The 26,276-nt window shown below is 42.2% G+C and carries 18 protein-coding genes and 4 pseudogenes; 17 read left to right on the plus strand and 5 right to left on the minus strand.

Annotated elements, in window-relative coordinates; genetic code table 11:
- Positions 1–53 precede the first annotated feature (53 nt).
- Positions 54–443, plus strand: a complete 390-nt coding sequence (locus tag L4D76_RS09495) for a transposase (protein WP_428440772.1) — start codon at positions 54–56, stop codon at positions 441–443.
- A 319-nt stretch (positions 444–762) separates the two neighbouring features.
- On the opposite strand, the pseudogene L4D76_RS09500 reads toward L4D76_RS09495, so the two are convergent.
- Positions 763–1,270, minus strand: a pseudogene (locus L4D76_RS09500) (IS6 family transposase).
- 463 nt (positions 1,271–1,733) lie between these two features.
- Here L4D76_RS09500 and L4D76_RS09505 point away from each other — a divergent pair.
- The 3 genes and pseudogenes from L4D76_RS09505 (at position 1,734) to L4D76_RS09515 (ending at position 4,756) form a co-directional block, all read left to right on the plus strand.
- Entirely contained in the window at positions 1,734–2,969 is a 1,236-nt protein-coding gene (locus tag L4D76_RS09505) for a RidA family protein (RefSeq protein WP_428440671.1), read from the plus strand.
- A 165-nt stretch (positions 2,970–3,134) separates the two neighbouring features.
- Positions 3,135–3,501, plus strand: a pseudogene (locus L4D76_RS09510) (transposase domain-containing protein); the annotation flags it as partial.
- Between the two features lie 403 nt (positions 3,502–3,904).
- Entirely contained in the window at positions 3,905–4,756 is an 852-nt protein-coding gene (locus tag L4D76_RS09515) for a hypothetical protein (protein WP_428440672.1), read from the plus strand.
- Between the two features lie 258 nt (positions 4,757–5,014).
- On the opposite strand, the gene L4D76_RS09520 is transcribed toward L4D76_RS09515, so the two are convergent.
- On the minus strand, positions 5,015–5,944 hold the full coding sequence (locus L4D76_RS09520) for a carbamate kinase (RefSeq protein WP_428440673.1): 930 nt from the start codon (positions 5,942–5,944) through the stop codon (positions 5,015–5,017).
- Between the two features lie 629 nt (positions 5,945–6,573).
- Between L4D76_RS09520 and L4D76_RS09525 the strand changes: the two genes are divergently transcribed.
- Together L4D76_RS09525 and L4D76_RS09530 are read left to right on the plus strand one after the other, a co-directional pair.
- Complete coding sequence (locus L4D76_RS09525) at positions 6,574–7,032, plus strand: helix-turn-helix domain-containing protein (protein WP_428440674.1); 459 nt, start codon at positions 6,574–6,576, stop codon at positions 7,030–7,032.
- 26 nt (positions 7,033–7,058) lie between these two features.
- Positions 7,059–7,577, plus strand: a pseudogene (locus L4D76_RS09530) (IS630 family transposase); the annotation flags it as partial.
- Between the two features lie 149 nt (positions 7,578–7,726).
- Here L4D76_RS09530 and L4D76_RS09535 read toward each other — a convergent pair.
- From L4D76_RS09535 to xylB, 3 genes are all read right to left on the minus strand, one after another.
- Positions 7,727–8,506 carry a DeoR/GlpR family DNA-binding transcription regulator gene (locus L4D76_RS09535; protein WP_428440675.1) on the minus strand — a complete coding sequence of 260 codons (780 nt, stop codon included), beginning with the start codon at positions 8,504–8,506 and terminating at the stop codon, positions 7,727–7,729.
- A gap of 290 nt (positions 8,507–8,796) precedes the next feature.
- The gene (gene gatZ / locus L4D76_RS09540; RefSeq protein WP_428440676.1) at positions 8,797–10,074 is read right to left on the minus strand and encodes a tagatose-bisphosphate aldolase subunit GatZ; all 1,278 of its coding nucleotides are present in this window, start codon (positions 10,072–10,074) and stop codon (positions 8,797–8,799) included.
- 367 nt (positions 10,075–10,441) lie between these two features.
- Entirely contained in the window at positions 10,442–11,932 is a 1,491-nt protein-coding gene (gene xylB, locus L4D76_RS09545) for a xylulokinase (protein ID WP_428440677.1), read from the minus strand.
- A gap of 187 nt (positions 11,933–12,119) precedes the next feature.
- On the opposite strand from xylB, the gene L4D76_RS09550 reads away from it, so the two are divergent.
- The 11 genes and pseudogenes from L4D76_RS09550 to L4D76_RS09600 all read left to right on the plus strand — a co-directional run bounded on the left by L4D76_RS09550 (position 12,120) and on the right by L4D76_RS09600 (position 26,251).
- Complete coding sequence (locus tag L4D76_RS09550; RefSeq protein ID WP_428440678.1) at positions 12,120–13,175, plus strand: alcohol dehydrogenase catalytic domain-containing protein; 1,056 nt, start codon at positions 12,120–12,122, stop codon at positions 13,173–13,175.
- Positions 13,176–13,177: 2 nt separating this feature from the next.
- Positions 13,178–14,035 carry a tagatose-bisphosphate aldolase subunit GatY gene (gene gatY / locus L4D76_RS09555; RefSeq protein ID WP_428440679.1) on the plus strand — a complete coding sequence of 286 codons (858 nt, stop codon included), beginning with the start codon at positions 13,178–13,180 and terminating at the stop codon, positions 14,033–14,035.
- A 66-nt stretch (positions 14,036–14,101) separates the two neighbouring features.
- On the plus strand, positions 14,102–14,524 hold the full coding sequence (gene fucU / locus L4D76_RS09560) for an L-fucose mutarotase (protein ID WP_428440680.1): 423 nt from the start codon (positions 14,102–14,104) through the stop codon (positions 14,522–14,524).
- 28 nt (positions 14,525–14,552) lie between these two features.
- Positions 14,553–16,076, plus strand: a complete 1,524-nt coding sequence (locus tag L4D76_RS09565) for a sugar ABC transporter ATP-binding protein (RefSeq protein WP_428440681.1) — start codon at positions 14,553–14,555, stop codon at positions 16,074–16,076.
- Positions 16,077–18,059, plus strand: a complete 1,983-nt coding sequence (locus L4D76_RS09570; RefSeq protein WP_428440682.1) for a substrate-binding domain-containing protein — start codon at positions 16,077–16,079, stop codon at positions 18,057–18,059.
- 70 nt (positions 18,060–18,129) lie between these two features.
- Positions 18,130–19,155, plus strand: coding sequence for an aldo/keto reductase (locus L4D76_RS09575; RefSeq protein ID WP_428440683.1), 1,026 nt, complete (start codon positions 18,130–18,132; stop codon positions 19,153–19,155).
- A gap of 98 nt (positions 19,156–19,253) precedes the next feature.
- Positions 19,254–20,030 (plus strand): DeoR/GlpR family DNA-binding transcription regulator, encoded by a 777-nt coding sequence (locus L4D76_RS09580; RefSeq protein WP_428440684.1) that lies wholly within the window; start codon positions 19,254–19,256, stop codon positions 20,028–20,030.
- An 89-nt stretch (positions 20,031–20,119) separates the two neighbouring features.
- The gene (locus L4D76_RS09585; protein WP_428440685.1) at positions 20,120–21,871 is read left to right on the plus strand and encodes a methyl-accepting chemotaxis protein; all 1,752 of its coding nucleotides are present in this window, start codon (positions 20,120–20,122) and stop codon (positions 21,869–21,871) included.
- A 200-nt stretch (positions 21,872–22,071) separates the two neighbouring features.
- Positions 22,072–22,305 (plus strand): annotated as a pseudogene (locus L4D76_RS09590) (PadR family transcriptional regulator); the annotation flags it as partial.
- Between the two features lie 564 nt (positions 22,306–22,869).
- A complete protein-coding gene (locus L4D76_RS09595; RefSeq protein ID WP_428440686.1) occupies positions 22,870–25,188 on the plus strand; it encodes a pyruvate formate lyase family protein in 2,319 nt (772 codons plus the stop codon).
- A gap of 85 nt (positions 25,189–25,273) precedes the next feature.
- Entirely contained in the window at positions 25,274–26,251 is a 978-nt protein-coding gene (locus L4D76_RS09600) for a glycyl-radical enzyme activating protein (RefSeq protein ID WP_428440687.1), read from the plus strand.
- The last annotated feature ends 25 nt before the right edge of the window (positions 26,252–26,276 follow it).

A 26,276-nucleotide genomic window follows, 5' to 3' on the forward strand; every position in this document is an offset into this window, starting at 1 on the left:
TAGGAAAAAAAGTACAACAGATCTGTAGGCAAAATGAAGACTGTCGCCGAATTATGAAAATACCCGGTGTTGGTGAATTAACAGCAACAGCAATGATCTCTGCGGTTCCAAATCCAGCAGTATTTAAGAATGGCAGGCACATGTCCGCATGGCTAGGCCTGGTACCAAGACAGCATTCTAGCGGAGACAAGCAGTTTTTGTTGGGTATCAGCAAACGAGGAGATAGATACTTGCGAACATTACTTATTCACGGTGCCAGAGCAGCCTTGTCGAAGTGTAAAAATCTGGACAACGAATATGGCCGCTGGTTAACACAGAAAAAATGTACGCTTAGCTTTAATAAAGCCGCTGTTGCACTGGCGAATAAGAATGCCAGGATCATATGGTCCATTCTGAGTACGGGAAATGAGTTTGACTTCAACAATCAAAAGGTGGCTGCCTAATACACAATATTGAGTAGCTTAACATCAACCTAACAGTAAGTATTTCAACAAGTTTGCGCGAATTAATTTTAGATGATGAAAGATAGGTCATACCTGCTCTTCTAAAACCTGTTTTGCGACACGGCCCTTAGAGGCCATGGTTCTGATGAGGTGGAAGAGTGCGGATTTACATCAGGGCACAAGTTTAACTTGGATGCCGAATATATGACTGCAACTTAGATCTATACCAACATCACTAAAAATTAACGTGCAAATAGGGATGGTTCATATATGTCGCAAAGTTATGTAGAAGTACAAGTGTACTAATTTTCAGATACAATTAGGCTGCAAGCGCGTAAAACTCATCCCAGACAGATAAACCATCAGGGTTGTCGAGCTGTCCATTTTTAATCATCGACCATAGTTCCACTCCTGCGAGGGTGGCTGTTGCGCCTTCATCAGATTTCCACCCCAGGCACTGATGCATTTTACCTTTCACTTTCCGGTGACTTTGCTCGACTATGTTGTTCAGATACTTAATTGAAAGGATCTCAATAAGGCTCAACATGCGTCCGTTATTCCAAAGCTCAACGTTGATATTGTGTAGCGCTAACGTGTTGGCCTATCGCCTTGTTGAAGAAGGCGCGAACTGCTTTCTCGTCACGATGCTTCTGTAAGGGAGCGTATTTGATGACCCACCGATTGATGGTTGAGTGATCAACATGGATACCTCGCTCAACCATGATCTCTTCGATTTCACGATAACTTAATTTGTAAGAGAGATAATACCGAACCAATTGAACGATGATGTCTGACGGAAAGTGACAGCCTGAAAAATTTATAGTCATTGTGCTAGAAGTTGTGAGTGGTGGTGGAGATCATAACTTACTGCTCCAGCTTGCGACAGAACCTACCTTTTCTGACGAAGAAGAGGAACTCCGTGAGACACTTCAGGGAATTTATGCATTTATAACGACATAAATGATGCATCAATGGAGCTTATGCTGGAATTTGAATGAGCTTATTGTGATCAACTTATCAGAATTGGATTAAATTAAGCTAATAGAGCATTTTAATTACTGAGATTATATTCATAATTAACGAATCATTCGTAAAAAAAATGACATAACAGCCAGATTACTCGCATACTCGCGGATAATTAATCGGATAATGACTATTCATTCTATCAATTAGCTATTTCTAGTGAAATGATATTTTGATACCTATCACATTTCCCCTAAATAATTTCACTTACCATGGCGCCACTTAGTTTATTCCTTCAAATAAAATTTATTAAAGAGAAGTATCTATATGTCTGGCGATATCATTAAGTTTTCAAGAAACACAGAAAATGCACCCCAAAGTTCTGTATCTACACAAACTGTAGCTTTTTCTCATTATAATAATATTTCAGCTCAATTACCTGTTGATCCTAAAACTGGTGAAATTGTTGTTGGTTGTGTAAAAGACCAGGCAACACAGTGCTTAAACAATATTAAAGCAATTGTAGAAAGTATCGGCCACGTAATGGACGATGTTGTTAAATTGAATATCTTCGTTAAGAATATCTCAGATATTGACGCTATCGACGAAGTTTATACAACTTTCTTCCAAAGTGCTCTTCCTACACGTACGACAGTTGCAGTTGCAGCTTTACCTATGAATGATGCTTTAGTACAAATTGATGCACTTATTTCAAATGGTGAAGGTACTACTCCACAAGCTCCTTGTGCTCTAATCAAAGTTTCTAGAGACACAGAAAACGCACCAAAAGGTCTATACTCACAAACTGTTGCATTTTCTCACTACAATAACCTTGCTTCTCAATTGCCGATTGACCCAAAAACAGGTGCGTTGGTAGCAGGTGGTGTTAAAGAGCAAACTGAACAGTGCTTAAATAACATTAAAGCAATCTTAGAAAGCATCGATCACGTAATGGACGATGTGGTTAAAACGACTATCTTCCTTAAAGATATCGCTGATGTTGAAGCGGTAAACGAAGTTTGTGCAAAATTTTACCCAAACTATGTCCCTGTACGCTCAATAGTTAACGCTTCAGCTTTACCTATGGGTGCTCTAGTTCAAATTGATACATCTGTATCACACGGTGATGGTACACCACCACAACTTCCTGAAGACACAAGCCTACTTGTAATCGAAGCAAGCAATACGGAAAATGCACCAAAAGCGACATACTCACACACTGTAGCTTTCTCTCACTACAACCATGTTTCTGGTCAATTACCTTTAGACCCGAAAACAAATGAATTAGTTGCTGGTGACGTAAAAGCGCAAGCAGAACAATGTCTAAACAATATTAAGGCAATTATTGAAAGTGTTGACCATGTGATGGACGATACAGTTAAAATCAATATCCAACTTAAAAATATTGAAGATATCGATGCTGTAAACGAAATTTACACGACTTTCTTCAAAGGCGATCTTCCTGCAAGAACAGTTGTGGGTGTTTCAGCTATCCCTATGGGTGCTTTAGTACAAATTGATGCTGTTGTTTCTAACTGTGAAGGTACACCTCCACAAGCATAACAGGCATTAAGTCGGGACATCCATAAAGTCGAGGTGCGCTTTGGTCTTTTGGATGTCCATTCCTGCTTATTAAAACAAATCGATTAACCATATGAATAACTCGGCTTTATCGCAAAGTCACTCAATGAGTTATGATCACGGCAGCTTTTCACTCATAGTAATCACATCACCATCCATTTTTCAGCCCGACACTTCCCTTCAGTGATCATTCTCCTGTCCGTTCGCTACTATCTTGCATATAAACTAAGTTATCGTGAAATCAAAGAGATCATGGTTGAGCGAGGTATCCATGTTGATCACTCAACCATCAATCGGTGGGTCATCAAATACGCTCCCTTACAGAAGCATCGTGACGAGAAAGCAGTTCGCGCCTTCTTCAACAAGGCGATAGGCCAACACGTTAGCGCTACACAATATCAACGTCCAACTCTGGTTGATGGGGAAGATGCTCAACCTGATTGAAGTGCTTCAAGTTAAGTATTTGAACAACATAGTCAAGCAAAGTCACCGGAAAGTGAAAGGTAAGGTGCATCAGTGTCTGGGATGGAAATCTGATGAAGGCGCAACAGCCACCCTCGCAGGAGTGGAACTGTGGCCGATGATTAAAAATGGACAGTTCGACAACCCTGATGGTTTATCTATCAGGGATGAATTTTACGCGCTTGCAGCCTAATTGCATCTAGAAATCAGTATGCTTGTACTTCGGCAAAACTTTGCGACAAAACCGTTAAATGTAACTATTTGAAAAAAATCATTTTAATTGTCATTTATTGCTTGAGGCGATAACTTTGGTGGCTTTCATCTCTACAACCCGTTTGATTTTTTAGCATAAAGCTGCTTTTCACTTCTTTTACGACGAAATTTCACCGGCCTTATATACTTAAAATTATTCTGCAGCGCCTTTATTCTGCAGAGATTTGGTAGGTAGGGGTTGCATGCATAATCACATCGCTTTTCGGTTTTCGTCAATGGTGTTTTTCATACTTCTTATCGCTAGCTGCAACTCAACACCTGATAACGTTAAAACGACCGAGTACCGCTTTTTCGACTCAACCAGAAGTTTTATAAAGCTGAACGATACCCGTCGCAATGGCGCGGTCATTGACAAAGGTTTCTTCTACCCCAAAAGTGCCTTCTCTTTCAGTTACCGTTACTGTGCTAAAAGCCCTTCCCATGCCAAGCAGGATATAATGGAGTTCCAGGCACTGGCCAAGCGTGTTTGTGATGCCAATACCGGCCAACTCATTCATCAGGAATCAGGAACATGGTGCGTTTCTAACGCGAATACCGTCGCGGAATACCCATTTTTTTCTGCCCGTATTTCCAGTACTGAACTCTGGGCCGATCTCTGTCTTGACGGTCCATTTGTCACGCTAAAGGTGATAGAAAACACCAATGCCCCCTACGGTAAATGGTATGACGCAGCACAAGTCCTGGGCTATCAGCCTTATACCCAATACCGAAAATTGATTTCTGTGAATACCGACCAAGGTGAATTATATCTAGTGACAAAAGAGCCCGTTTCTGCCGACTTGTGGAATGAAGAAAGTCGATATATCTATACCAATATCGGCCAGATTGTTTGCCTGTTCAATCAACCTGATGGTTCAGGCCTTGGCTACACTTTTCGGGGAACAGTCGAGAGTGTCAGTAATGGCAGAGTAAAAGTACTGGCTACAACGAAATTGAAAGGAGATATTCGTACTGCTCCTGCATTAGAACAGCTTGAGTGGCACCGGGAAGCCTATATTAACGCGGTGGCTAACGCTTGGTTTGTATGCGGATAAACCAGGAACAGGCATCACAATAAAGCTGGACGGTAGAATCGCATAGAAAAGCCAGCAACAAAATGCTGCTGGCTAGGGTCTGTTTTAGGATGACACTCCGCTTTCTAAGAAAGCGGATTTAAAGTTATAAGTTCAAAGCAAAATGTATTATTAATAACGACAACATCTTTAAACTTAAAATAATGCAATCACTGCTTGCCCTTCAATGAAAAGCAAACAGTAATCATTAATAATCATGCAGTAACAAGCTGACAGTGATTAATAGTAAACAATGCCTTCACCTTGGGTCACCAATGTACCGGCTTCGTTGGTAATAATTCTATCTAGGTCAAATAATGAACCAATTGCAGAGTTACCACGACCTGTCTCGACAAATTTACAAACCGCATCAATCTTCGGCCCCATTGAACCTGCAGGGAAATTAAATTCAGCTAAACCTGATGGTGTCGCTTGTTTCATTTCAGCCTGGTCTTCTTTGCCGTAATTACGATAAATAGAGCCGTCTGTCAGGATAATAAATAAATCAGCACCAATCTTCTCAGCCAGAAGCTCTGCCGTCAGATCTTTATCAATGACACATTCAACACCAGTACTTTGGTTATCCTCAAAACAAACTGGCACACCGCCGCCGCCACATGCAATAACCAAGTTACCTGCTTTCAACAATGTTTCTATTTGTGGCAGCTCCACAATATCTTTCGGCATTGGAGATGGCACAACACGACGATAATAATCACCATCAGCTTTAAACTTCAATGATGATTCGGCCATGATCTCTTCGGCACGTTCCGCTGTATACACCGGGCCAACAAACTTCGTTGGATTAGCAAAAGCGGGATCCTCTCTGCTGACTTCGGTTTGGGTAACTAACGTTGCAATAGCAAGAGACTGATCGATATTGCGCAGTTCCTGCTGCAGCATGTAACCCACCATACCGCAAGTTTGAGACCCTAAAACATCCATTGGATAAGGTGTCGTTTCTGGCGAATATTCTTGATAGGCTGCATTTTGTTCCATTAATAAACCAACTTGCGGTCCATTTCCATGTACAACCACTATCTCATGCTCTTTCGCAATTGCCGCAATGCTTGCTGCTGATTTTTTAATATTTTCGCGTTGGTTTTCAGCAGTTAAAGCCTGACCTCGAGCTAAAAGTGCATTACCACCTAATGCTAATACTATGCGCATATGATCGTATCTCCTATATTTATTAATGGAGTTATTATTTTATTTTTATAGGTTATCCCTATTAAAGTAACGGAAGTCGTTTAATAAAAGATGACCGAAGAAATTGTTTGTCTTTAATAAATCTTGTTTGAAAGAATGATTAAAGTGGCGCTATGGTAAGTGAAAAAATTTAGGGGAAATGTGATAAGTATCAAAATATCATTTCACTAGGAATCGCGAATTAATAGAATGAATAGTCATTATACGATTAATTATCCGCGATTATGCGAGTAATCTGGCTGTAATGTCATTTTTTTTGCGAATGATTCGTCAATAGTGAATATAATCTCAGCAATTAAAATGCTCTATCTATCGATTTTAATCCAATTATGCAAACTTGATCACAATATGTTCTATTAAATTCAAGCATAAGGTTCATTAGTGCATCATTTATGTCGTTATTAATGCATAAATTCCCTGAGGCGTCTCTCAGGGTTCCTCTTCTTCGTCAGAAAAGGTTTTCGATAGAGAAAAGTATGACTTTCAAATCAATGCACAAAGCTTATTAACTAAGTTAAGTGCCTAAGGAAAACCAAATTCATTAAGCTACACTTTTATTATCACCTGACACACGCCGATTGAACCGCACGATGCAATGTACTGTACAGCTAACTGAGTTTGAACGTCATACCCTACAGCAACTGTCGTTGAACCATATACACCGAGATATCCGCACTCGAGCCGCAGGAATATTATTATTAGCTCGTATGCTTACGCCTAAAGAGATCGGCGCTGAACTTTGTGTCACTCCTAGAGTGGTATATAACTGGTACCACGCATGGTATGAACTCGGCCTTTGTGGACTATTGAAGGGGCATACCGGAGGGCGACCTCGCGCTTTGTCACCAGAAATGGTGGCTACGGCTGTACAAGTTGCCTGTGCTGAGTCTTTGACAGTAGCCGAGATTGCTCAACGTGTGGAAGCTAAACACGGTACCATGCCCTGCACGCTCGAAACATTAGCTAGCGCTCTTAAAGAACAGGGATTATCCTACAAACGCTCTCGCTTTTCGCTTAAAAAAAACGCAACGAAGAAGAGTTTGCCGTAAAATCAGCAACTTTAGCCAAGCTAAAAGCTTACGCCCGTGCAGGCAAGTACCGACTGGTTTACTTTGATGAAGCTGGTTTTGCTGCATCGCCACCAGTTCAATATGGCTGGAGCCCCCGAGGGGAGCCACATCAGGTTGAACCAAAGCCACATTGCAGGCGATCCGTTCTTGGTGCTCTTGATTATGCGGCAAACACTTTCCAATATGAAATCACAGACAAGAGTGTAACCCGGACTACCGTGGTGAAATTTCTAGAGCAAGTTGCCGAACAAGGCGATGATCGTTTGACCTTTATTGTTCTTGATAATGCCCGCATGCACCATGGGATCGATCAGAAAACCCTAGAACACTGGCTGATGCAACATTACATGATATTGGTCTATCTTCCGGTATACAGTCCGGAATTGAATCTGATCGAAATCCTTTGGAAACAGGCCAAGTATTACAGACGCCGCTTTATTACTTGGAGTAAAGAAACACTGGAAGCAGAAATCGCTGCCTTGTTAGATGGCTATGGCAACTTATTTGAAATAAGTTTTTCTTAGTTACTTACCCTGTACCGGAAACTGAAAAAGTTGGGGTTCATATGACCCTTTGCCGGCTTTTAAAAGATCACCACCGGCTCCGGCAATCATGATTAGATGAGAGTAAATAGCCGGTGAAAAAACTTGAGCGGTCACATGCCCACTTCAAACTATGCAACGATCACTTCAACGCCTTTAGCCTTAAAGGCTTTTTCGTATTCTTTTGAAATGCCATTATCAGTGATTAATATATCAATTACGGAAGTGTCGAGTACCTTATTAAAACCAATGCGGCCAAATTTGGTTGAGTCAATAACTGCGATAATGGTTTTGGCACATTGTGCCATCACGCCACTAATTGCGTAACCGTCATTAAATGTTGTGATGCCTTTATCTGGCTCTATCCCGTCAGCCCCAATAAAGAGAATATCAGCAGAGACACCTTCCATGCACTGTTCAGCTTTACTGCCATGCAGTGACTTCGTTTTGCTTCGATATGTTCCTCCGCAGATCACCAGGGTGACGTCTTCAGCGTCAGCCAGAGCATCAGCGACCGGCAGGTTGTTGGTTATTGCAATGATATTACCTTGCCCGGCAATATGTTTTGCAACGAGATGAGTCGTGCTGCCGCTGTCAAAGATCACTGAAGAGCCTTCTTTGATAAATTGCACCGCTCGGGTGGCAATCCGCTCTTTAGCACTTGCATTAATGTCGTAGCGGTTTTCGAGTTTAGTCTCTTCTTCCGATTTCTTGATCATATTTGGCAAGGATTCTAACGATTGTGCTCCACCGTGAAACCGTTTCAGTTTATGCTCTTGTTCCAACGTTCTTAAATCAGCTCGAATGGTAACCTCTGAAGTACTAAAGGTCTCGAACAGTTGCTTAACTTCGACCCGTCCTTGATTGTGAAGGATCTCCAGGATTTTCTCTCTTCGTTCTAGTGCATTCATTATATTCCTCAAATACTGCTCGTTATCTTTTTGTTGTCTTTTATTTGCTTTCGATAGTGGAGATTATGCTGCTTCAAAGGGTGTTGTGTAAAGTATAATCTGTGACTACGGTCAAGGTAGGTGTCGTTTTGGAAGCAAAAAAAAGGCTATTCAAATTAATGGATAGCCTTTAATCGGTTACAGGTATGGAGGCAACTAAAATATGCGGCAAACGGTGATGCTAAATATACGCTAATAAAATCCTATCTCTCCCGAGGATGTAGCGTTTGCCTGCCTTGTTGCCATATTAATTATTGGTGTTTGCCACAGCCATATGAGTAGTCGGCCAGTACTTCCTGGATCTTGCTGATAACTAACTGCTTAGGCAGGCAAGGGATCTGGCTTGATACGACTTGCTTTAATTGCGTAGGCATATATTGGCTTAGCAGCCCTAATGGAATTTCAGTTAACTCCAGATTGGTGAAGAGCGTATCGATAGCACTGGTAATTCGGTTGTTTGGCCAGTAATAACGAATTCGGTCTGAAAGACTGTAATGCAGATCAACCATGGCCTTGGTGTGTTGAGGGTTGTAGTACTTTTTCCAGAACTGCTGATCATCAAGCATAACGTTATCAATCACTTCCTTCAGGTGACTTTGGTGTTCTGGTTTGACAACTTGTGTTTCGATGTCAGCTAACGCAAACAGGGCTTCCCGCAGTGCAAATGTTACCGCCGGGCCAACCTTCAGAATGGCGAAATGATCTTCTACCAGGGCTTTGAAAGACTCTTTGGTTTGGTAATCCGTTGAGTGGGCTTCAAAAACATAATTCGTGTTTTCAATGAAATGTGATAATTCTGTTGCTTGCTCCCGGTCATAGTGAATGACACTGGAGTGGTCAAATTCGACACCAGGTTGAACTACAACGCCAACAACTCTATCTAATGCACCTTCAATTCCATAATGTTTGAATGCTTCAGCATGAGTATCAATCGTTTGTTTTGCAGCTTGACATGTCGTGACGTGAATGGCTGAAATTGCTTCTGCTTCACCGCCCGGAACCGGCACTTCTGTGCCGATGACATAACAAAGCTGGTTTTTAATTTCTTCAGGGGCATTGTTTTCTGCGACCAGACATAATCTTGCAGCTCGATCTGCGACAACTTGGGGATCGAGTGGTACAGGATCATCTGCGCATGACATTGAAGCGTCTAAATGAATTTTAGTGAAACCGGCTTTTACATACTCTGCGATTAAAACTTCAGATTTTACCATGGCTTCTTCGGCACTTTCATTTTGCCAACAATTTGGGCCGAGATGATCACCGCCTAGAATGATACGGTCATGGGGAAAGCCGACAAGATCCGCAATTGAAAGAACAAATTCTTTGAACTCTTTCGGTTTCATCCCAGTGTAACCGCCAAATTGATTACACTGATTAGATGTTGCTTCGATAAGAACTTTGTTTTTAGTAAACAATTCGAAAGAAAGTGTCGATTCGATAACGAGCGGGTGAGCAGAGCATACAGAGTATATACCGACAGGCTTCTCTGCCTTGTGTTGTGAGATAATGTCTTTCATGTGATGCATTCCTATTTTGTTTCGTATGCTTGCGATCATAGCCAATCGAACGGAAATGTAAATAGTAAACTTATTATTTATTACATTTTCTTCCGTTTTCTTTTGTTTTGTTCGATTGGTTGATTAGCTCCGATAGACATCGTGATAGGGGACATGTCATGACAACAATACTGGAGGAGGGCTGTACCAGTATCATTACAGGAGAGTTTGAGATGGATTTCTGGATGGTTTTTGTGCGGCATGAATTGGCTGGCAAAGAAGGGTTTTCAGCCATGGGTGAATCTTATATATTGAATTTAAAGCGAAAAAAATTCAACAGTGGCACCTGCAAGGCGCCACTGTTGGGGTTTTTTATGGTTAGGCATCTGTTGCGAAATCAGCGGTACATTTTTATATAGTCGTTAACTTCACCATGGTATTCGGAAAAAAGTTGTTGATATGTTGCTACCGAAGCTGGGTTTGGTTCAGTACGCTTATCTTCATCAAGCACGATACTTCGTTGGCAGATATCTTCGATGCTTTCTCCTTTGTTGTAGTAAACGCTCTCGCACCACATTGCTTGCATGGCTGCACCCAGCGCACCGGCTTCTGCGGCTTGTGGGGCTTTTACCTCTAATCCGGTGACATCGGCGATAATTTGTCGCCAGGTTCGACTGTTCGATCCTCCTCCAATCACCAGTACATGTTCAAAACTGAGGCCAGAGTCTTTTAAAATCTCAACGCCTTTAGCGAGGTTATAGGTCACCCCTTCAACGGCACTTCTTAACAGATTTTGTTGGTTCATATTGTTGCCGGACAGGCCAAAAATTGCTGCCCTGGCCCTTGGTACATTTGGTAGTCTTGCTCCGTTTAAATACGGCATGATGCGTATCCCGTCGGCACCCACTGGCGAGCTTGCGATGTGCTCTTCAAAACAGTTTAAATCGAGTTCGAAAAGCTCTCGAAAAGCAGTTGTGGCGCTTGTTACATTCATGGTGCTGGCAAGGGGTAAGTAGCCGTTTGTTGATGAGCAAAACGCATTGATATCCGGATGGTTTTTACTGTCCACTTGTACTGAGCTATGGCTATATACGGTTCCTGATGTACCGAGACTCATGGTTAATAAGCCATCAGTTACATTACCGGTACCAATCGCTGCCATCATATTATCGCCGCCACCGCTTGAAACAATGACATTAGCGTCAAAGCCGAATAGCTTAGCGATTTCTGGTCTGACAAAACCGTGGGGCTCATGTGATTCAATCAGCTCGGGTAAAACAAAAGAACGCTGCTTATCAAATACATCTAAAATAGCATCGCTCCAACACCGTGTATGGGTATCTAAAAACCCCGATCCCGACGCATCACCACATTCAGTTTTGAATTCTCCGGTAAACCAATAATTCAGATAATCATGAGGCAACATCACTTTGTGAATCTTGCTATAGAGTTCAGGCTCATAGGTTTTTATCCAAAGTAATTTAGCAATCGTGAAGGCAACCGGAGTATGGATGCCCAGCTGATCTACTAATTGTGTTTGAGAAAAATGCTGCTCTTCGAACTGTTGAAATAACTCTGTCGGCTCGGTATCGCACCACAGCTTAACGTTTCGGAGCACCCTGTCGGTTTCATCTAACAAAACAAGGCCATGCTGCTGGCCTGAAATTCCGAGGCCTTTTATCTCTTTTGGATTTATTGCTGCTTGACTGAACGCCTGCTTGATGGCTTTGACCATGGCATCAATCCACCAGTTGGTCTTTTGTTCCTTTTTTCCGTAATCGTTGCTTATTAGATCATGTTGATAATAGCCGGTTCCGATAACTTTTGAATCGCTGTCACAAATAATCGCTTTTGTTCCCTGAGTACCGCAATCAATGCCTATATACACTTTCGTCCCCTTACGTTTTCTTCCCTTTAACCATAAAAAAGGTGACCTCCGTTGCAAAACCGAAACCCTGCATTGGTTGTCGTTTGCTTTCGTGTGTAAGCTTTATACCAGTTAAGCAATTCAAATGAAATGATGTGATAAGAAATAGTTGCTAATCATTCTGTTTTACATGTTTTGGGAGAGAAAAATGAAAAAAAGAATGCTGGGAGTTGTTGTCGAAAGCAACAATAACTTATCGGTAATCGAAACCGATTTGCCCACCGTCGGTGAAGATAGCGTTCTGGTGCAAGTGTGTTACTCGGGGCTATGCGGCTCAGACATTCCACGCATTTTCCACAATGGCGCACATTACTACCCTATAACACTGGGGCATGAGTTCTCCGGTCAGGTTATTGCCGTTGGTGACTCTGTTACCGATGTCAAGGTTGGCGATAAGGTTGCCTGTGCACCTCTTGCACCATGTTTCAAATGTGATGCCTGTGCCGATGGCCACTATTCATTATGTAAACACTATACCTTTGTCGGCTCACGTATTCCGGGTGGCAATGCACAGTATGTTTCGGTGCCGGTAAGAAGCTGTTTTGTTTTACCTGCAGGGGTTTCAACGAAACAAGGCGCATTTTTCGAACCCGTAACCGTAGGTATTCACCCAATTTTGCTGGCTGGTGGCTGCGAAGGTAAAAATGTTGTGATTGTCGGAGTCGGCACTATCGGTTTGCTCGCCGTCCAAACAGCAAAAGCAATGGGTGCGAAATCGGTTACAGCTATCGATATTGATAGCAATAAGCTTGAGAAAGCGAAAATGCTGGGCGCTGATTTTAGTTTTAATTCTGCGGATCAGGATTTTATACAGCAGTTCTCGGCAACACCTGATATTCATAATGACCAGCTCATTCTGGAAACGGCAGGCTCACCCATTACGGTTAAGCTAGCGATCCAGATGGCCGGACCGAAAGCGAGCATCGGTTTAGTGGGCACATTACACCAAGACTTAAACATGACGTTTAAAGAGTTCGAACAAATTTTACGAAAAGAACTCAATTTGTTCGGAAGCTGGATGAATTATTCAAAACCTTTCCCTGGTCGTGAATGGACAATTACGGCAGAGCTATTCAAAAACAATCAAATTGATGTTGATTCACTGACTGAAGGTTATTTCGGCCCGAATGACTACATCACAGCGGTCACTGCACTTGATGGCAAACCATCGAATGGAAAAATTTTGCTTAAGTGGGAGCAGTAAAAATGAATAACTTAATCAATAGTAATTATTTGCTTTTAGATGCACAAAAGAAAGGCTATGCGATCCCTGCATTTAATGTCCATAACCTTGAGACCGTCCATGTCGTATTAGATACAGCACGAGAGCTTGAATCTCCGGTCATTTTGGCAGGAACACCGGGAACATATTCTTACGCTGGTATCCAGGAAATGATCCAACTGGTGAATGCGGCGGCGAAAGAGCGTCATCAGCAAGTTGTCCTTCATTTAGATCACCATCACGACCTCAAAGATATCCAATATAAAGTGGAGTCGGGAATACGCTCTGCGATGATTGATGGAAGTGCATTGGCGCTGGACGAAAATATCGCTCTGACGCAAAAGGCAGTGAAGCTCTGCCATGCCTACGGCTGTAGTGTTGAAGCAGAAATCGGGCAACTGATCGGCCAGGAAGATGATCTGATCATCGAAGAGGTCAACGATCCTTACACTGTCCCTGAAGACGCAAAAAAATTGGTCGAGATGACCAATGTCGATTCACTTGCGATCGCGATTGGCACAGCCCATGGCATGTATAAAGAAACGCCTAAGCTCGACTTTGCTCGCTTGGAAAAAATTGCCTCTTTAATCGATATCCCATTGGTTTTACACGGCGCTTCTGGTGTTCCCCATGATGATGTTAAGCGCTGTATTTCGATGGGTATTTGTAAGGTCAATGTGGCGACAGAACTCAAAATTGCTTATGCAGACGCATTAAAAAGTCTGTTTGCAACTAACCCGTCAGTGAATGATCCCCGAGAATATAACGTTGCTGCGAAAGCAGCCATGGCCGAAGTTATCAAGCAGAAGATCACGGTTTGCAATAGCCAGGGTCGATTGTAATTCATATATTCAATAATTTAAGCGTATTCTATGCGCTAAGCGAATCCAAAGCGAAGGTATTTCTCTATGTTGAAGAATATTAGTCCAATAATTTCACCAGAACTGCTTAGCATGCTTCACAAGATGGGGCATGGGGATGAAATTGTGTTCAGCGATGCACATTTTCCCGCTTATTCGGTGAATGCAACTATTTACCGTGCTGATGGCAGCGACGTTACTGACCTGTTGAAAGCGGTCTTACCACTTTTCGAACTAGATCAGTATGTTGATGACAAAGTAGTGATGATGGCACCGGTTGCCGGGGACAGTCATCCCGAAGGGTTAGTGAGTGAATATCAATCGACATTGCCAGTTGAAACCTCAATTACTTTTATTGACCGTTTTGCATTCTATGATCGCGCCCAAAACGCCAGCTGCGTTGTTGTGACCGGAAGTACACGGAAATACGGCAACATCATTCTGAAAAAAGGCGTTACTCCGGTTAATTAGTGCGAGTCGTGAATACAAGGAGGCAAGTATGAACGAGACTATATTATCAATGCGTAACATTTCGAAAGCATTTCCTGGGGTGCAAGCGCTCAGTAATGTTCGATTAAATTTACGTAAAGGTGAGGTTCATGCCCTGATGGGTGAGAACGGGGCGGGCAAGTCGACATTAATGAAAGTCTTAATCGGTATTCATGAAGCGGATACTGGCGATATTACTTATAAAGGGAAACCCACTAAGTTTGAGTCTGTGCTTGAAGCACAGCATCACGGGATCAGTATGATCTTTCAGGAATTAAACCTGATCCCCCATCTTTCTGTTGCTGAAAATATCTTTTTTGCCAGAGAGCCCGTTGTCAATGGCATCATTAATCATAATAAAATGCACCATGATGCCGCAAAATTACTGGATATCTTCGATATCGATGTTCAGCCATCTGACCTTGTAAATACCTTATCGGTCGCTAAACAGCAGATGGTTGAAATTGCGAAGGCGCTGTCATTTGACGTTGAAGTGTTAATTATGGATGAACCAACATCCGCATTGACTGAACGTGAAATTGAAAAGCTTTTCAATTTAGTTGAAAAACTAAAATCGCAGGGGGTCTGTATTGTTTATATCTCCCACCGTATGGATGAGCTCAAGCGCATCTGCGATCACATCACTATTTTCCGTGATGGCACTTATGTCTCGGATCATCCGTTCAAGAGTCTGACCATGGATGACATCATTTCTAAAATGGTGGGTCGTTCACTTGATAATCATTTCCCCCATAAAACAGCGGTTGTCAGTGATGATTTAATTTTATCGGTGATAAATGCTGAGCGATATGGCGTCTTTGAGCCGCTGAACTTTGATTTGAGAAAAGGTGAAATTCTCGGAATTACAGGCTTGGTGGGTGCAAAGCGTACCGAGCTTGCGCGGGCAATATTTGGCGCGGATCCCTTGGATGATGGTGAAATTTTCATTCACGGCAAACAAGTTTTTATAAAAAATCCAGCAGACTCAATTAAAGCTGGTATCGCTTACCTGTCAGAAGACAGAAAACTGAATGGTGTCGCCGTAAAAATGTCGATTCGTGAAAATATCACGATGCCTTCGATGGACAAAGTCTCGAATCAAATGGGCTTTATATCGTCACAGGCTGAAAGCGACGCATCTAATAAATTTATCAAAAAGATGGAAATCAAAACCCCGAGCATCGAGCAGTTGGTTAATAACCTCAGCGGCGGTAACCAGCAGAAGGTGGTTATCGGCAAATGGTTATTCCGTGATGCCAAGGTGATGATCTTTGATGAACCAACTCGAGGGATAGATGTTGGCGCTAAATATGCCATTTACCAATTACTAGATGAACTTGCGAGCCAGGGAGTCGGCGTCATTATGATTTCATCTGAGCTACCTGAAGTATTGGGTATGTCAGACAGAGTCATCGTGATGAAAGAAGGAGTGATGACCGGCATGTTGGAAACGGAAAAAACAGACCAGGAAGAAATCATGCAGTATGCGACCGGTGTGAAAAATATGTTTGTTGCAAAATTGGAGGAAGCGTAAATGACTGATAAACAGAAATTGATGCTGCAAAAACTAGCAGCATTGGGAGGCTTGATTTGCTTGCTAATCGCCTTCACAGTGACCAATGAATACTTTTTCACATTAAACAATCTGATGACCATTGGCCTCCAAACATCAACGATTGCGTTTATTGGTATTGGTGTGACCTGCGTTATTTTGACTGGCGGTATTGACTTGAGTATCGGCTCGGTAGTCGCGCTAGCTGGTGTTGCCGCAGGTATGGCGGTGAAAGCGGGCGTCCCAATTCCATTAGCTTTTTTGTTGGGCATCATTGTGGGTGGGTGTTGTGGTTGTGTGAACGGATTGTTTGTTACCCGCCTTCGTATACCTCCGTTTATTGCGACACTTGGCATGATGATGATTGCACGAGGTATCGCATTGTATGTCACCAATGCAGCCCCTGTTTCGGGTATGCCTGAATCATTTGCTAGCTTAGGTAACGGTGCGTTATTCCGAATTGTCGATGTGGGTGCTAACGGCTTACCGGTTGTGAAGTTTCCAGGTATCCCTTACCCCGTCATTCTTATGGTGATACTGGCAATTATCTTCACTTTTGCACTTACTAAGCTGCGCGTTGGACGTTACCTCTATGCCATTGGGTCGAATGAAGAAGCCGCGCGCTTATCTGGTATTAATACTGACCGTATAAAACTTTATGCATACATCGTTAGCGGGATGCTGGCGGGTTTAACTGGCATCGTATTGGCTTCAAGACTTGTAACTGCTCAACCTAATGGTGGAGTGATGTATGAACTCGATGCTATTGCCAGTGCAGTAATTGGTGGTACGTCGTTGATGGGAGGAGTGGGAACAATCTCCGGCACAATGATTGGTGCATTTATTATGGGCGTACTCCGTAATGGCCTGAACATGAATGGTGTCTCCTTCTTCGTCCAGCAAATAATTATCGGCAGCGTAATTGTAATGACCGTTGCTTTTGACCAGTACCGACAGCATCAAGTTAAGAATAAAAAATCTGTACCCAAAAAAATGCCTACTAAAAAGGAGGGCGATATAATGAAAAAACTAGCCATGGTAGCAATGATTGGTCTGACAACGGTGCTCAGCACACCTGAAGTACTTGCAAAAAATAATGAGATTGCCGTGATTGTAAAAACGTCAAACTCGAATTTTTGGCAGAACGTTCGTGGTGGTGCCGAGGCTGCTAAATCAGAGCTTCCAAATTATACAGTGACGTTCCAGGGACCGGAAGCAGAAACACAAGTAGCAGAGCAGGTTAATATGGTTGATAACGCCATTAACCGCGGTGTTGCAGGTATTGTTCTGGCACCTTCAGATCCCGATGCTTTAGTACCCACAGTGAAAAAAGCCTGGGAGCACGGAATTCCGGTGGTATTGATTGACTCGAACTTAAACAGCGATGGCCAATACTACCAGTCATTCCTTGCAACAGACAACCGTTCTGCTGGCGCGTTAGCCGCACAAAAACTCCTTGATAAATTAGGTGGCAAGCCTGGTAAAATTTCCATGATGTCATATACGCCAGGTGCCGGAAGTGCAATCGAGCGTGATGGCGGCTTCATGGATGTTGTCAAGAAAAGTGGTGCTGAAATCAAGGGGCCATTTTATTCACAGGCAGATATGGTAACGGCACTGAATCAAACGATTGATGTGCTGGCTTCAACTCCAGATTTAACTGCAATCTTTGGCTCAAATGAACCAACAGCGGTAGGCATGGCTCGTGCGCTTAAGCAACAAGGTTATTCAGGCAAAGTAGTTGCGGTTGGCTTTGATGGTAACGAAGATCTGCAAGGCTTTGTTCGTGACGGCACCTTAGATGGCATTGTTGTGCAGTCTTCTTACCAGATGGGCTTTAAAGGTGTGAAATCGATTGATGACATCCTACAGGGTAAGAAAATTGAGAAGTTTATCGATACCGGTGTGGTTTATGTGACCAAACAAAATATTGATACAGCAGAAGCTAAAGCAGTGCTTTACTAAGTTTTGCATTAAGTAAGTAATGGATACCCTCCCTGCAAAGGGAGGGATAAAGACAGTCAAGGATACTATGATGAAGACATTTAAAATCGCTGAAAATGCAATTGACCAATCGATCATTCCAATGAAGACATTGGCCAATGGTTACAAAATGCCAGGTATTGGCATGGGGACTTTCGGTTCTGATCGCTTTGGCCCTGAAGAGGTATCAGATGCTGTGCTAGGTGCTGCATCAATTGGCTTTCGTTTCTTTGACTGTGCATCAGTTTACGGTAATGAAAAACTCATTGGCGATGTTTTTCAGACCATGATGAAGGGCGGTATTCCTCGTGAAGAACTCTATATCGACTCTAAAGTTTGGAACGATCAGCATGATGATGTGATTGGGGCATGCAAACAGACATTAAAAGATTTACAGCTCGATTATTTGGATCTTTATCTCGTTCACTGGCCTTTCCCTAATTTCCACCCGCCTGGTTGTACTGTTGACTCTCGTAGTCCGGATGCAACACCGTTTATTCATGAAGATTTCATGAAGACTTGGGCGCAAATGGAACAGCTTGTTGAAATGGGCCTAGTCAGAAGCATTGGTACGTCTAATATGACGATTCCAAAAATGGAATTGTTGCTTCGTGATGCCAAAATCAAACCCGTTGTTAACGAAATGGAATGCCATCCCCATTTCCAGCAAACGGAATTTTATGAATACCTGGTAAGCAACAATGTATTACCCGTAGGTTTTTGTCCTATCGGCTCTCCGACTCGTCCGGACCGTGATACAACAGAAAGCGATACGGTTGATATTGAAGATCCCGTCATTATTGCAGCAGCGAAACGTTTAGGGATTCATCCGGCGGTCGTCTGTATTAAGTGGGCAGTACAGCGTGGCCATGTCCCGATTCCTTTTTCCGTCAGAGAAAATGAATACTTTACCAACCTTGAGTGCACCATCAAAGATCCGTTGACAGATGAAGAGATGGAAGCGTTATCAAAAATTGATAAAAACTGTCGTCTTATTAAAGGTCAGGTATTTCTTTGGGAAGGTGCCAGTAGCTGGGAAGAACTCTGGGACTTAGATGGAAAAATAGCTAGCGTATAATCTGAATCGCTTTTAATTGCCCCCTCAAGATGTAAGTGACGGGGGCAATAACAGCGTTGAAAGACAGTAGTTAGCTTGTGAAAATTGAGGGGGGAAATATGAACGCATTAGAGCGCCGCGAACAGATATTGGATCTACTCAATATTCATGGGCGCGTTAAAGTAAAACAACTTGTTGAATTATTAGAGATATCTGAAGTGACTATTCGTGGTGACTTAAGAACGTTGGAACATCAGGGAAAGTTGCAACGTTACCACGGAGGTGCACAATCACTGGAATCGCTCCCGTTGATGACTGAGACCGGAACAGAAATTCGGGTCGATCGACGCTATAAGTTAAATCCAACAGCAAAAGAAAGAATAGCAATAAAGGCTGCCAGTTATATTGAAAGTGGCTCATCGGTGATCTTTGACAGTGGTAGTACGACTTATCTTGTGGCCAAAAAGGTTGCAGAAATTGGCGGGATTATTGCGATAACAAACAATTTACTTGTCGCTGATGTATTAAGTGACGTTGAGGATGTCACCCTAGTGATGAGTGGTGGCACCTATCGTAGTAAGACGAAGTCACTGCATGGAATAAAAGCGGAACAGTGCCTGGAAGGTGTTACTGCTGATATTCTTTTTATAGGGGCTGACGGTATCGATCCAGAAAAAGGTATAACAACATTTAATACGGGGTATGTGATCAGTGAGGTAATGGCACAATGTGCAAGAAAAGTCATCGCGGTTGCAGATTCAACAAAAATCACCCGTGTTGGTTATAATAAAGTATTAGACATATCAATTATTGATATTTTAATTACTGATGATGATATAGACGATGAATATATAGGTGCCTTTACACAAAAAGGGATAGAAGTGATTACGGTCTAATTATTATGTTGGGCGTTTAAGGTTTGTAAATCTAGTCTGGTTATTATAATAATATCAACTGTTATGTAGTAAGATTTTTGGGGTAAGTTATGAATCGGTTAACTTTTAAGGTTAAGATATTCTCGATCTTTTTTTTTGTTATTTTAGCGACTATTACAGCCTCATATTTTAGCGTGAATCATTATATTAGTGGTTATATTTATAAAAATGATACAGATAATATCAGTAAAGGAATAGATTTTGCTACAGAAAAGCTAACCGCTGAGTTTAATGATAAAATAATGCTGGCTAAATCATTAAACTCATTAATGTTTACCTTGGTTCAAATTAGAGATGTTTCCAAATATTCCGGTTTCAGTAAAGTCGTAAAAGTGATAGGTGATCTTGTTTTTACTGCAGATGGTATGCTGAAAGATAAAAATGAAGCCCAACACTATATTGAAATTATGAGAGAAAGTAATAATGATATAACTGTAAGTGATGTTTTCATTGAAGACAATAAACAGATGGTTTATATCACAGTCAATCGTGGTAAAAACATTGTAGATATTTTCTACTTAGAGATAGATAGCATTGTTAACTTTCTAGATAACATGGTGCTTGATGGATCGTTTATAGAGCTGGTGGATGGAAATAACACCACTATATTTTCAAATAAAATTGATTCTGACTTGATTGAAATTAAAAGACCGATTGATATTCAAGGGAAGCAGTGGCTGTTGACCGGATATATTGATAAGTCATATATAGAGTATAATACGAGAGAGTTGAACAACTCTATTACGATTGCTTTACTTATAACGGCTATAATTATTACCCCTCTTTGTTTGTTGATATTGGCTTTTGCGTATAAACCGATTATATCCCTCCGCAACGTAGTTGTAGAGTTAGCAAAAGGAAATGGTGACTTAACTCAACGTTTAGACGTCAAGAGCAATGATGACTTTGGTAAAATGTCTGATGGCATAAATCGTTTTATTATTAACCTCCAGGCAATGATGTCTGAAATTTCAGAATCCACCGATACTATAGGCAAAAAAATAATTCAGTTACATCAGCAGACTGATTCCAATCAATCGCTTTTAGCGTCGCACGCTCATGAAACAGAACAAATTGTTTCAGCGATCACAGAGATGAGTTCCAGTGCTAATTCAGTTACACAAAGTGCTGTCGAAGCGGCAAAATTCGCCCGTAGTGCTGATGCCGAAGCACAGAACTCCCGTCAAGTTGTACAAAATGCAGTGGACAGTGTTTCAGCTCTTGTAGATCGTGTTGAACGAATGACCCAATCAACAACGTCAATGAGTCTAGATGTTGATAAGGTGGGTGTTATTCTTAATGTCATCAGTGATATATCAAATCAAACAAACTTGTTAGCACTCAATGCTGCTATCGAAGCGGCCCGAGCCGGTGAGCAAGGGCGCGGTTTTTCAGTCGTGGCAGATGAAGTCAGATCTCTTGCAGCGAGAACTCAAAATAGTACCGAAGAAATCAAAGACATGTTGGATAAGCTAAAAAATGGTACAAAAAAGATGGTTGAATCAATGGAAGATACAAAAGAAAGCTGTCAATCGGCTGCGAACAATACCGGTTTGGTGACTTCTTCCCTTGATGTAATGGCCGAGAAAATTGTTCAGGTTGGTGAGCTTAACGATCATATTGCAACCGCGGCGGAAGAGCAGAATGCAGTAACCGATGAGATAACCCGCAATATCTTAACTATCCAAAATATGATAGGAAAACTAAACGAAAATGGAACGGCAACAACAGAAAGTACCCAGCAGTTAAATACCAGCAATGTTCAGCTGGAGGAGTTAGTAGGGAGGTTTCGGCTAAGCTAAGGCACGGTTGAAACATTCATCCAAGATTAATAATATTTTTGTACATTTTACTTAAGCGTTTCTAATTAATCAGGTTCGAACGTTAATGTTCTATTTGTTATCAATTCAAGGTGAAATCATTCCCTTTCAATGTGTTGCATCGAGATGTGATGTCACAATTAGGCTCGGATATTTGTTGTTTTTATATAACGGAGTAAGCAGTGTCATTACAACATATAATCTTAAATGTGCTGAGCTCTCGTGATGCCACAGGTTACGATATTAAAAAAGAGCTTTCTAACAAACTTGGTTTTTACTGGAAAGCCATTCACCAGCAGATCTACTAGGAGCTGTGTAAAATGACGGGTAAAAATCTAGTAACTTATCAAGTTTCCTTCCTTGAGAGTAAACCTGATCGTAAGGTTTACTCTATTACCGATCTGGGTCGTCAGGCACGGACTTTGCGTCGTAATATTCACATCCGTCAGGCGGGCATCAACTGGGCTGTAGAAGTACTTGCTGAGTTGAAAGAGATCGATCCCCCTGAAAGTTGTAACGTGATAGCGATATAGGAAGTCAAAATAATGCCACTGGCGGTTCTGCGGAATTATTTATTCCGAGAAAAACATAAAAATATAGCAATTGAGATGCCCATCGCATAATCTGAATTTATTTTGAATTGATCTGATAGTCACAATTATTCACAGAAGGTGAGTGTCAGAATAACTTAAACATGGATTCCCCCCTTTCTTACCTAAATACCATGAAGTAATATTTTTCCTCTGATCTCATTTATTTTAATTTTTGGCGAAATGTCATATTTTATGTTGATCTCTGACTTCAGAAATATGTTGTCTTTATAAGTTTTGTTTCAACCTGTGTAGTTTATCTAACAAAATACAACAGAATTACATGCCAATATCTTTTTCGTTCATGGAGAACGCTTTAAATACCCCTGTATTATATGTGTGTAATGATTAATTACCTCTCCAGTATAAGAAGCTAAGGGATGATAAGATATGCTTGATTACGATATTGATGAGACTGCAACGAGAGCCTATTCAGCCGATCTTTGTAATGGCCAGTTTAAGCCGGATAGCCGTCTTAAGCATTTAATTGACCGTCGCGACTGGCTTCACAAAAATCATAAACGTGATGTTTATTGCGATAATGCGGAGTTTCTTGTCTATCACTGGTCGGGTGAAGCAGAAGCATTTTCACCAGCGACGGGTGAGCAGTCAAAAGCGGTGGATGACCGAATTAATATTGGCGATCACAATTGCCGTGTCGACAATGGCAAACCGTTTCCATACGCAGATAAAATGCCGTCAAAGGTAAATGGTTTCGAGTATAGCTGGGATAATTGGGCGACGGATTATGCATTCTTCTTAGATCACAGCCCGGCTGAGATTTATCCCTTCGAGAAAGTTGTCGGTGAATTTCACTGGCAGCTTGATGAAGCCCGCCTTTATCGTTATCCGGATAAAGTACGAGAAATTGGTTTTGAAGGACGTGAACTTGGTGCCGGTGGATTCAGTTTTACCCATACCTGTCCGGATCTTTCTATTGGATTGACGTTGGGCTTGCAGGGCTTGCTTGATAAGGCAAGACAATATAGGGCTGAGTACGAAGAACAACGCAACGATAAAAGTGCAGAATATCTGGCTGCTTCAGAAAAAGTTATTCAGGGTGTGATGCGCTACTTCAAAAAACATGCGGATAAGGCACTGCAGCTAGCCCAGCGCGAGAAGGATCCTGAAAAGAGAGCCTGCTATCTGGAAGTGTACGAAAATACGAAAAATATTTGGAAAGAGGCACCGGCAACCTTTAAAGAAGCCGTTCAGTGGATCCAGCTCTATCAGATCTGTGAGCGAATGTACGGACATGGAAACGGCTACGGTCGACTTGATCTGTATTTAAACGATTTCTACCAGGCAGATCTGAAAGCCGGGCGTATTACAAAAGCCGAAGCACGTGAATATATTGCCGAACTTTATCTGAAATACGGCGGTAATTATTTCTCTTTCGGGGGCCGGAATGAAGCACTGAAAGATGCCACTTGTGAGATGAGTTGGATTGGTGTCGAAGCTTACGATCTGGTTGGCGGTTATAACCAGTTGGGTGTTATGTGGCACTCTGAGATCGATCAAAGTTTCTGGAATTATGCTTGCGATGTCGTAGCTCGTCATGGCTGCGGCTCGCCGACATTGATCAATTATGATGTGATCCGCGCCAGTAACCTTCGCTCTGGCTACGCCCCTGAGGACTGCTGGAATATTTCTTACAGTGGCTGCCAGTGGTATTGCTCGGTAGGCAATGAGTACAGTGATCACGATCTGAATTCCTTTGTCATCATTCAGCCGATGCAGCGAGCCCTGCAAATGGCCGCAGACCGTAATATCAGTGATTTCGAAGACTTCTGGAAAATTTATGACGGTGAAATAGAAAAGACCGCAGATGCGTTGGTGAAGTTCAAGAACGCAACCTACGAGTGGCATAACCGCGTCTGGCCCGAAATGCTGACCTCGTTCTGTATGCACGGTCCAATTGAAAATGGTCGCGACGTGACCGATATACGGGCTGTCAAAAATAACTATACCTCAGTCAATGTTCTCGGTATGCCCAATGTAATTGATTCGCTCTATGCGGTTAATAAGTTGGTTTTTACCGAAGGGAAATACTCGCTGCAAGCGGTACTGGATGCTGTTAACCATGACTGGGAGGGCCAGGAGGTAATGCGCCAGCACTTCCTTAACTGTGACAAATTCGGTAACGACTCCGATGAAGTAGATAGTTTTGGTGTTCGCCTGTGTGAGCATATTCGCGAAGTGCTTGAGAGCAAACGTAATATCAAAGGATTTAACTTCCGCCCTTCACTTTTCCAGTATATGGGACACACTTATGCCGGCCAGCTCCTGGGAGCAACACCGGACGGACGTAAGAGGGAAGAATTTATAGCCCATGGAATGAATCCCCAGCATGGACGAAATACCGAAGGTATTAGCGCCACGATTAATTCTATCTGTAAAATTGACTTCGTTAAATATCAGGGGGGCTCGTTGCAGATTGAATTGGAACCTTCTTGTTTTGCCGAGGGAGTGAAGCGGGGGGATCTTGTACAAATGTTCTCTGATACTTATTTCGATAAGGGCGGGGTGCAGATTAACCTCAATGTTATCGATCTTGAGAAACTGAAGGAAGCTTATGAGAATCCCGACAAGGAGGAGTTTCAGGATATTGTCGTTAAAGTAACCGGTTATTCGGCACACTTTGTTGTCATGGATAAGCAATTTCAAAAAGAGTTTATAGAAAGGGTTAATTACAAAGATTTCAATTAATCCAATTCAGGCCGGTCAGACTTTTGAACGGCCTGACAAATTGTTTTTGAAACGATCAACCTGTTTTTTTGATTGGTAATAAAATATGGTCTCTGATTATTTTCCGTCTTCAACCATTAGGGCATGTGTTTTTGATACACACCGTATGGTCTCTGATGACGGACCCGGGATGCGAACCACCCTTTTTTTGAAAGGCTGTCCACTGAACTGTTTCTGGTGTCATAACCCTGAAAGTATTTCAGTTAAACCGGAAGTTTGGAATGTGGCAAAAAAATGCATTGGCTGTAACGAGTGCCTGAAAGTTTGTTCAATGAAGGCAGTTCGTCGAACCAATAGCGGTCTTTCTATTAACCGGCAATTATGCAATGCATGTGGTGAATGCGTTGAGCACTGTCCGGCAAACTCAATGCAGCTTGTAGGCACTGAATGGTCGGTTGAGGAAGCATTTAATTATTTAATCAGGGATAAGGCATTTTATGAACGCAGTGGCGGTGGGGTGACGATTTCTGGCGGTGAGCCGACGATGCATTCCCGTTTTGTTGGTTTGCTTTTCGAACGCTTAAAGCACGCAGGAATACATACTGCTCTCGATACGTGCGGACTCGCGAAGCAAAGCGCTTACGAGCAGCTGCTACCCTACACCGATTTGCTGCTCTGGGATATTAAAACCATCGATGATGGCGATCATAAAAAATATACCAGTCGTTCAAATAAAAAAATAATCGAGAACCTGTTTTTTGTGGCCGAATATATCCGCTCAAATCCGAATACTCGGTTATGGATCCGTACTCCGCTGGTCCCCGGCGCAACGGCCACCAATAACAATCTGTTGTCGATTGCCAAATTTATTAATGAAAACTTGTCAGATGTGGTCTCTCGCTGGGATCTTTGTCTCTTCAATAATACGTGCGAGCCTAAATACAGCAGGCTCAATATTGACTGGCAATTGGCTGGCCACTCCCTGATTTCTGATCAACAGCTTCATAAATTTAAACGACTTATTGAGCAGATCCCCTCTTTAAGTGGGAAAACACACTTTTCTGGCTTGCTCAGGAAAGGATAAGAAAGATTATCTTGCACTATTACAA

It is taken from the genome of Photobacterium sagamiensis, assembly GCF_050337085.1.
Classification (GTDB): Bacteria; Pseudomonadota; Gammaproteobacteria; order Enterobacterales; family Vibrionaceae; genus Photobacterium; species Photobacterium sagamiensis.

What these genes read in the sequence shown, in the direction of transcription:
- L4D76_RS09525 (WP_428440674.1), top strand. Translation starts at nt 6,574, where the DNA reads ATGCAATGTACTGTACAGCTAACTGAGTTTGAACGTCATACCCTACAG.
- L4D76_RS09520 (WP_428440673.1), bottom strand. Translation starts at nt 5,944, where the DNA reads ATGCGCATAGTATTAGCATTAGGTGGTAATGCACTTTTAGCTCGAGGT.
- L4D76_RS09515 (WP_428440672.1), top strand. Translation starts at nt 3,905, where the DNA reads ATGCATAATCACATCGCTTTTCGGTTTTCGTCAATGGTGTTTTTCATA.
- L4D76_RS09585 (WP_428440685.1), top strand. Translation starts at nt 20,120, where the DNA reads ATGAATCGGTTAACTTTTAAGGTTAAGATATTCTCGATCTTTTTTTTT.
- L4D76_RS09570 (WP_428440682.1), top strand. Translation starts at nt 16,077, where the DNA reads ATGACTGATAAACAGAAATTGATGCTGCAAAAACTAGCAGCATTGGGA.
- L4D76_RS09550 (WP_428440678.1), top strand. Translation starts at nt 12,120, where the DNA reads ATGAAAAAAAGAATGCTGGGAGTTGTTGTCGAAAGCAACAATAACTTA.
- L4D76_RS09565 (WP_428440681.1), top strand. Translation starts at nt 14,553, where the DNA reads ATGAACGAGACTATATTATCAATGCGTAACATTTCGAAAGCATTTCCT.
- L4D76_RS09600 (WP_428440687.1), top strand. Translation starts at nt 25,274, where the DNA reads ATGGTCTCTGATTATTTTCCGTCTTCAACCATTAGGGCATGTGTTTTT.
- L4D76_RS09580 (WP_428440684.1), top strand. Translation starts at nt 19,254, where the DNA reads ATGAACGCATTAGAGCGCCGCGAACAGATATTGGATCTACTCAATATT.
- L4D76_RS09535 (WP_428440675.1), bottom strand. Translation starts at nt 8,506, where the DNA reads ATGAATGCACTAGAACGAAGAGAGAAAATCCTGGAGATCCTTCACAAT.
- L4D76_RS09495 (WP_428440772.1), top strand. Translation starts at nt 54, where the DNA reads ATGAAAATACCCGGTGTTGGTGAATTAACAGCAACAGCAATGATCTCT.
- gatZ (WP_428440676.1), bottom strand. Translation starts at nt 10,074, where the DNA reads ATGCATCACATGAAAGACATTATCTCACAACACAAGGCAGAGAAGCCT.
- L4D76_RS09575 (WP_428440683.1), top strand. Translation starts at nt 18,130, where the DNA reads ATGAAGACATTTAAAATCGCTGAAAATGCAATTGACCAATCGATCATT.
- fucU (WP_428440680.1), top strand. Translation starts at nt 14,102, where the DNA reads ATGTTGAAGAATATTAGTCCAATAATTTCACCAGAACTGCTTAGCATG.
- L4D76_RS09505 (WP_428440671.1), top strand. Translation starts at nt 1,734, where the DNA reads ATGTCTGGCGATATCATTAAGTTTTCAAGAAACACAGAAAATGCACCC.
- L4D76_RS09595 (WP_428440686.1), top strand. Translation starts at nt 22,870, where the DNA reads ATGCTTGATTACGATATTGATGAGACTGCAACGAGAGCCTATTCAGCC.
- gatY (WP_428440679.1), top strand. Translation starts at nt 13,178, where the DNA reads ATGAATAACTTAATCAATAGTAATTATTTGCTTTTAGATGCACAAAAG.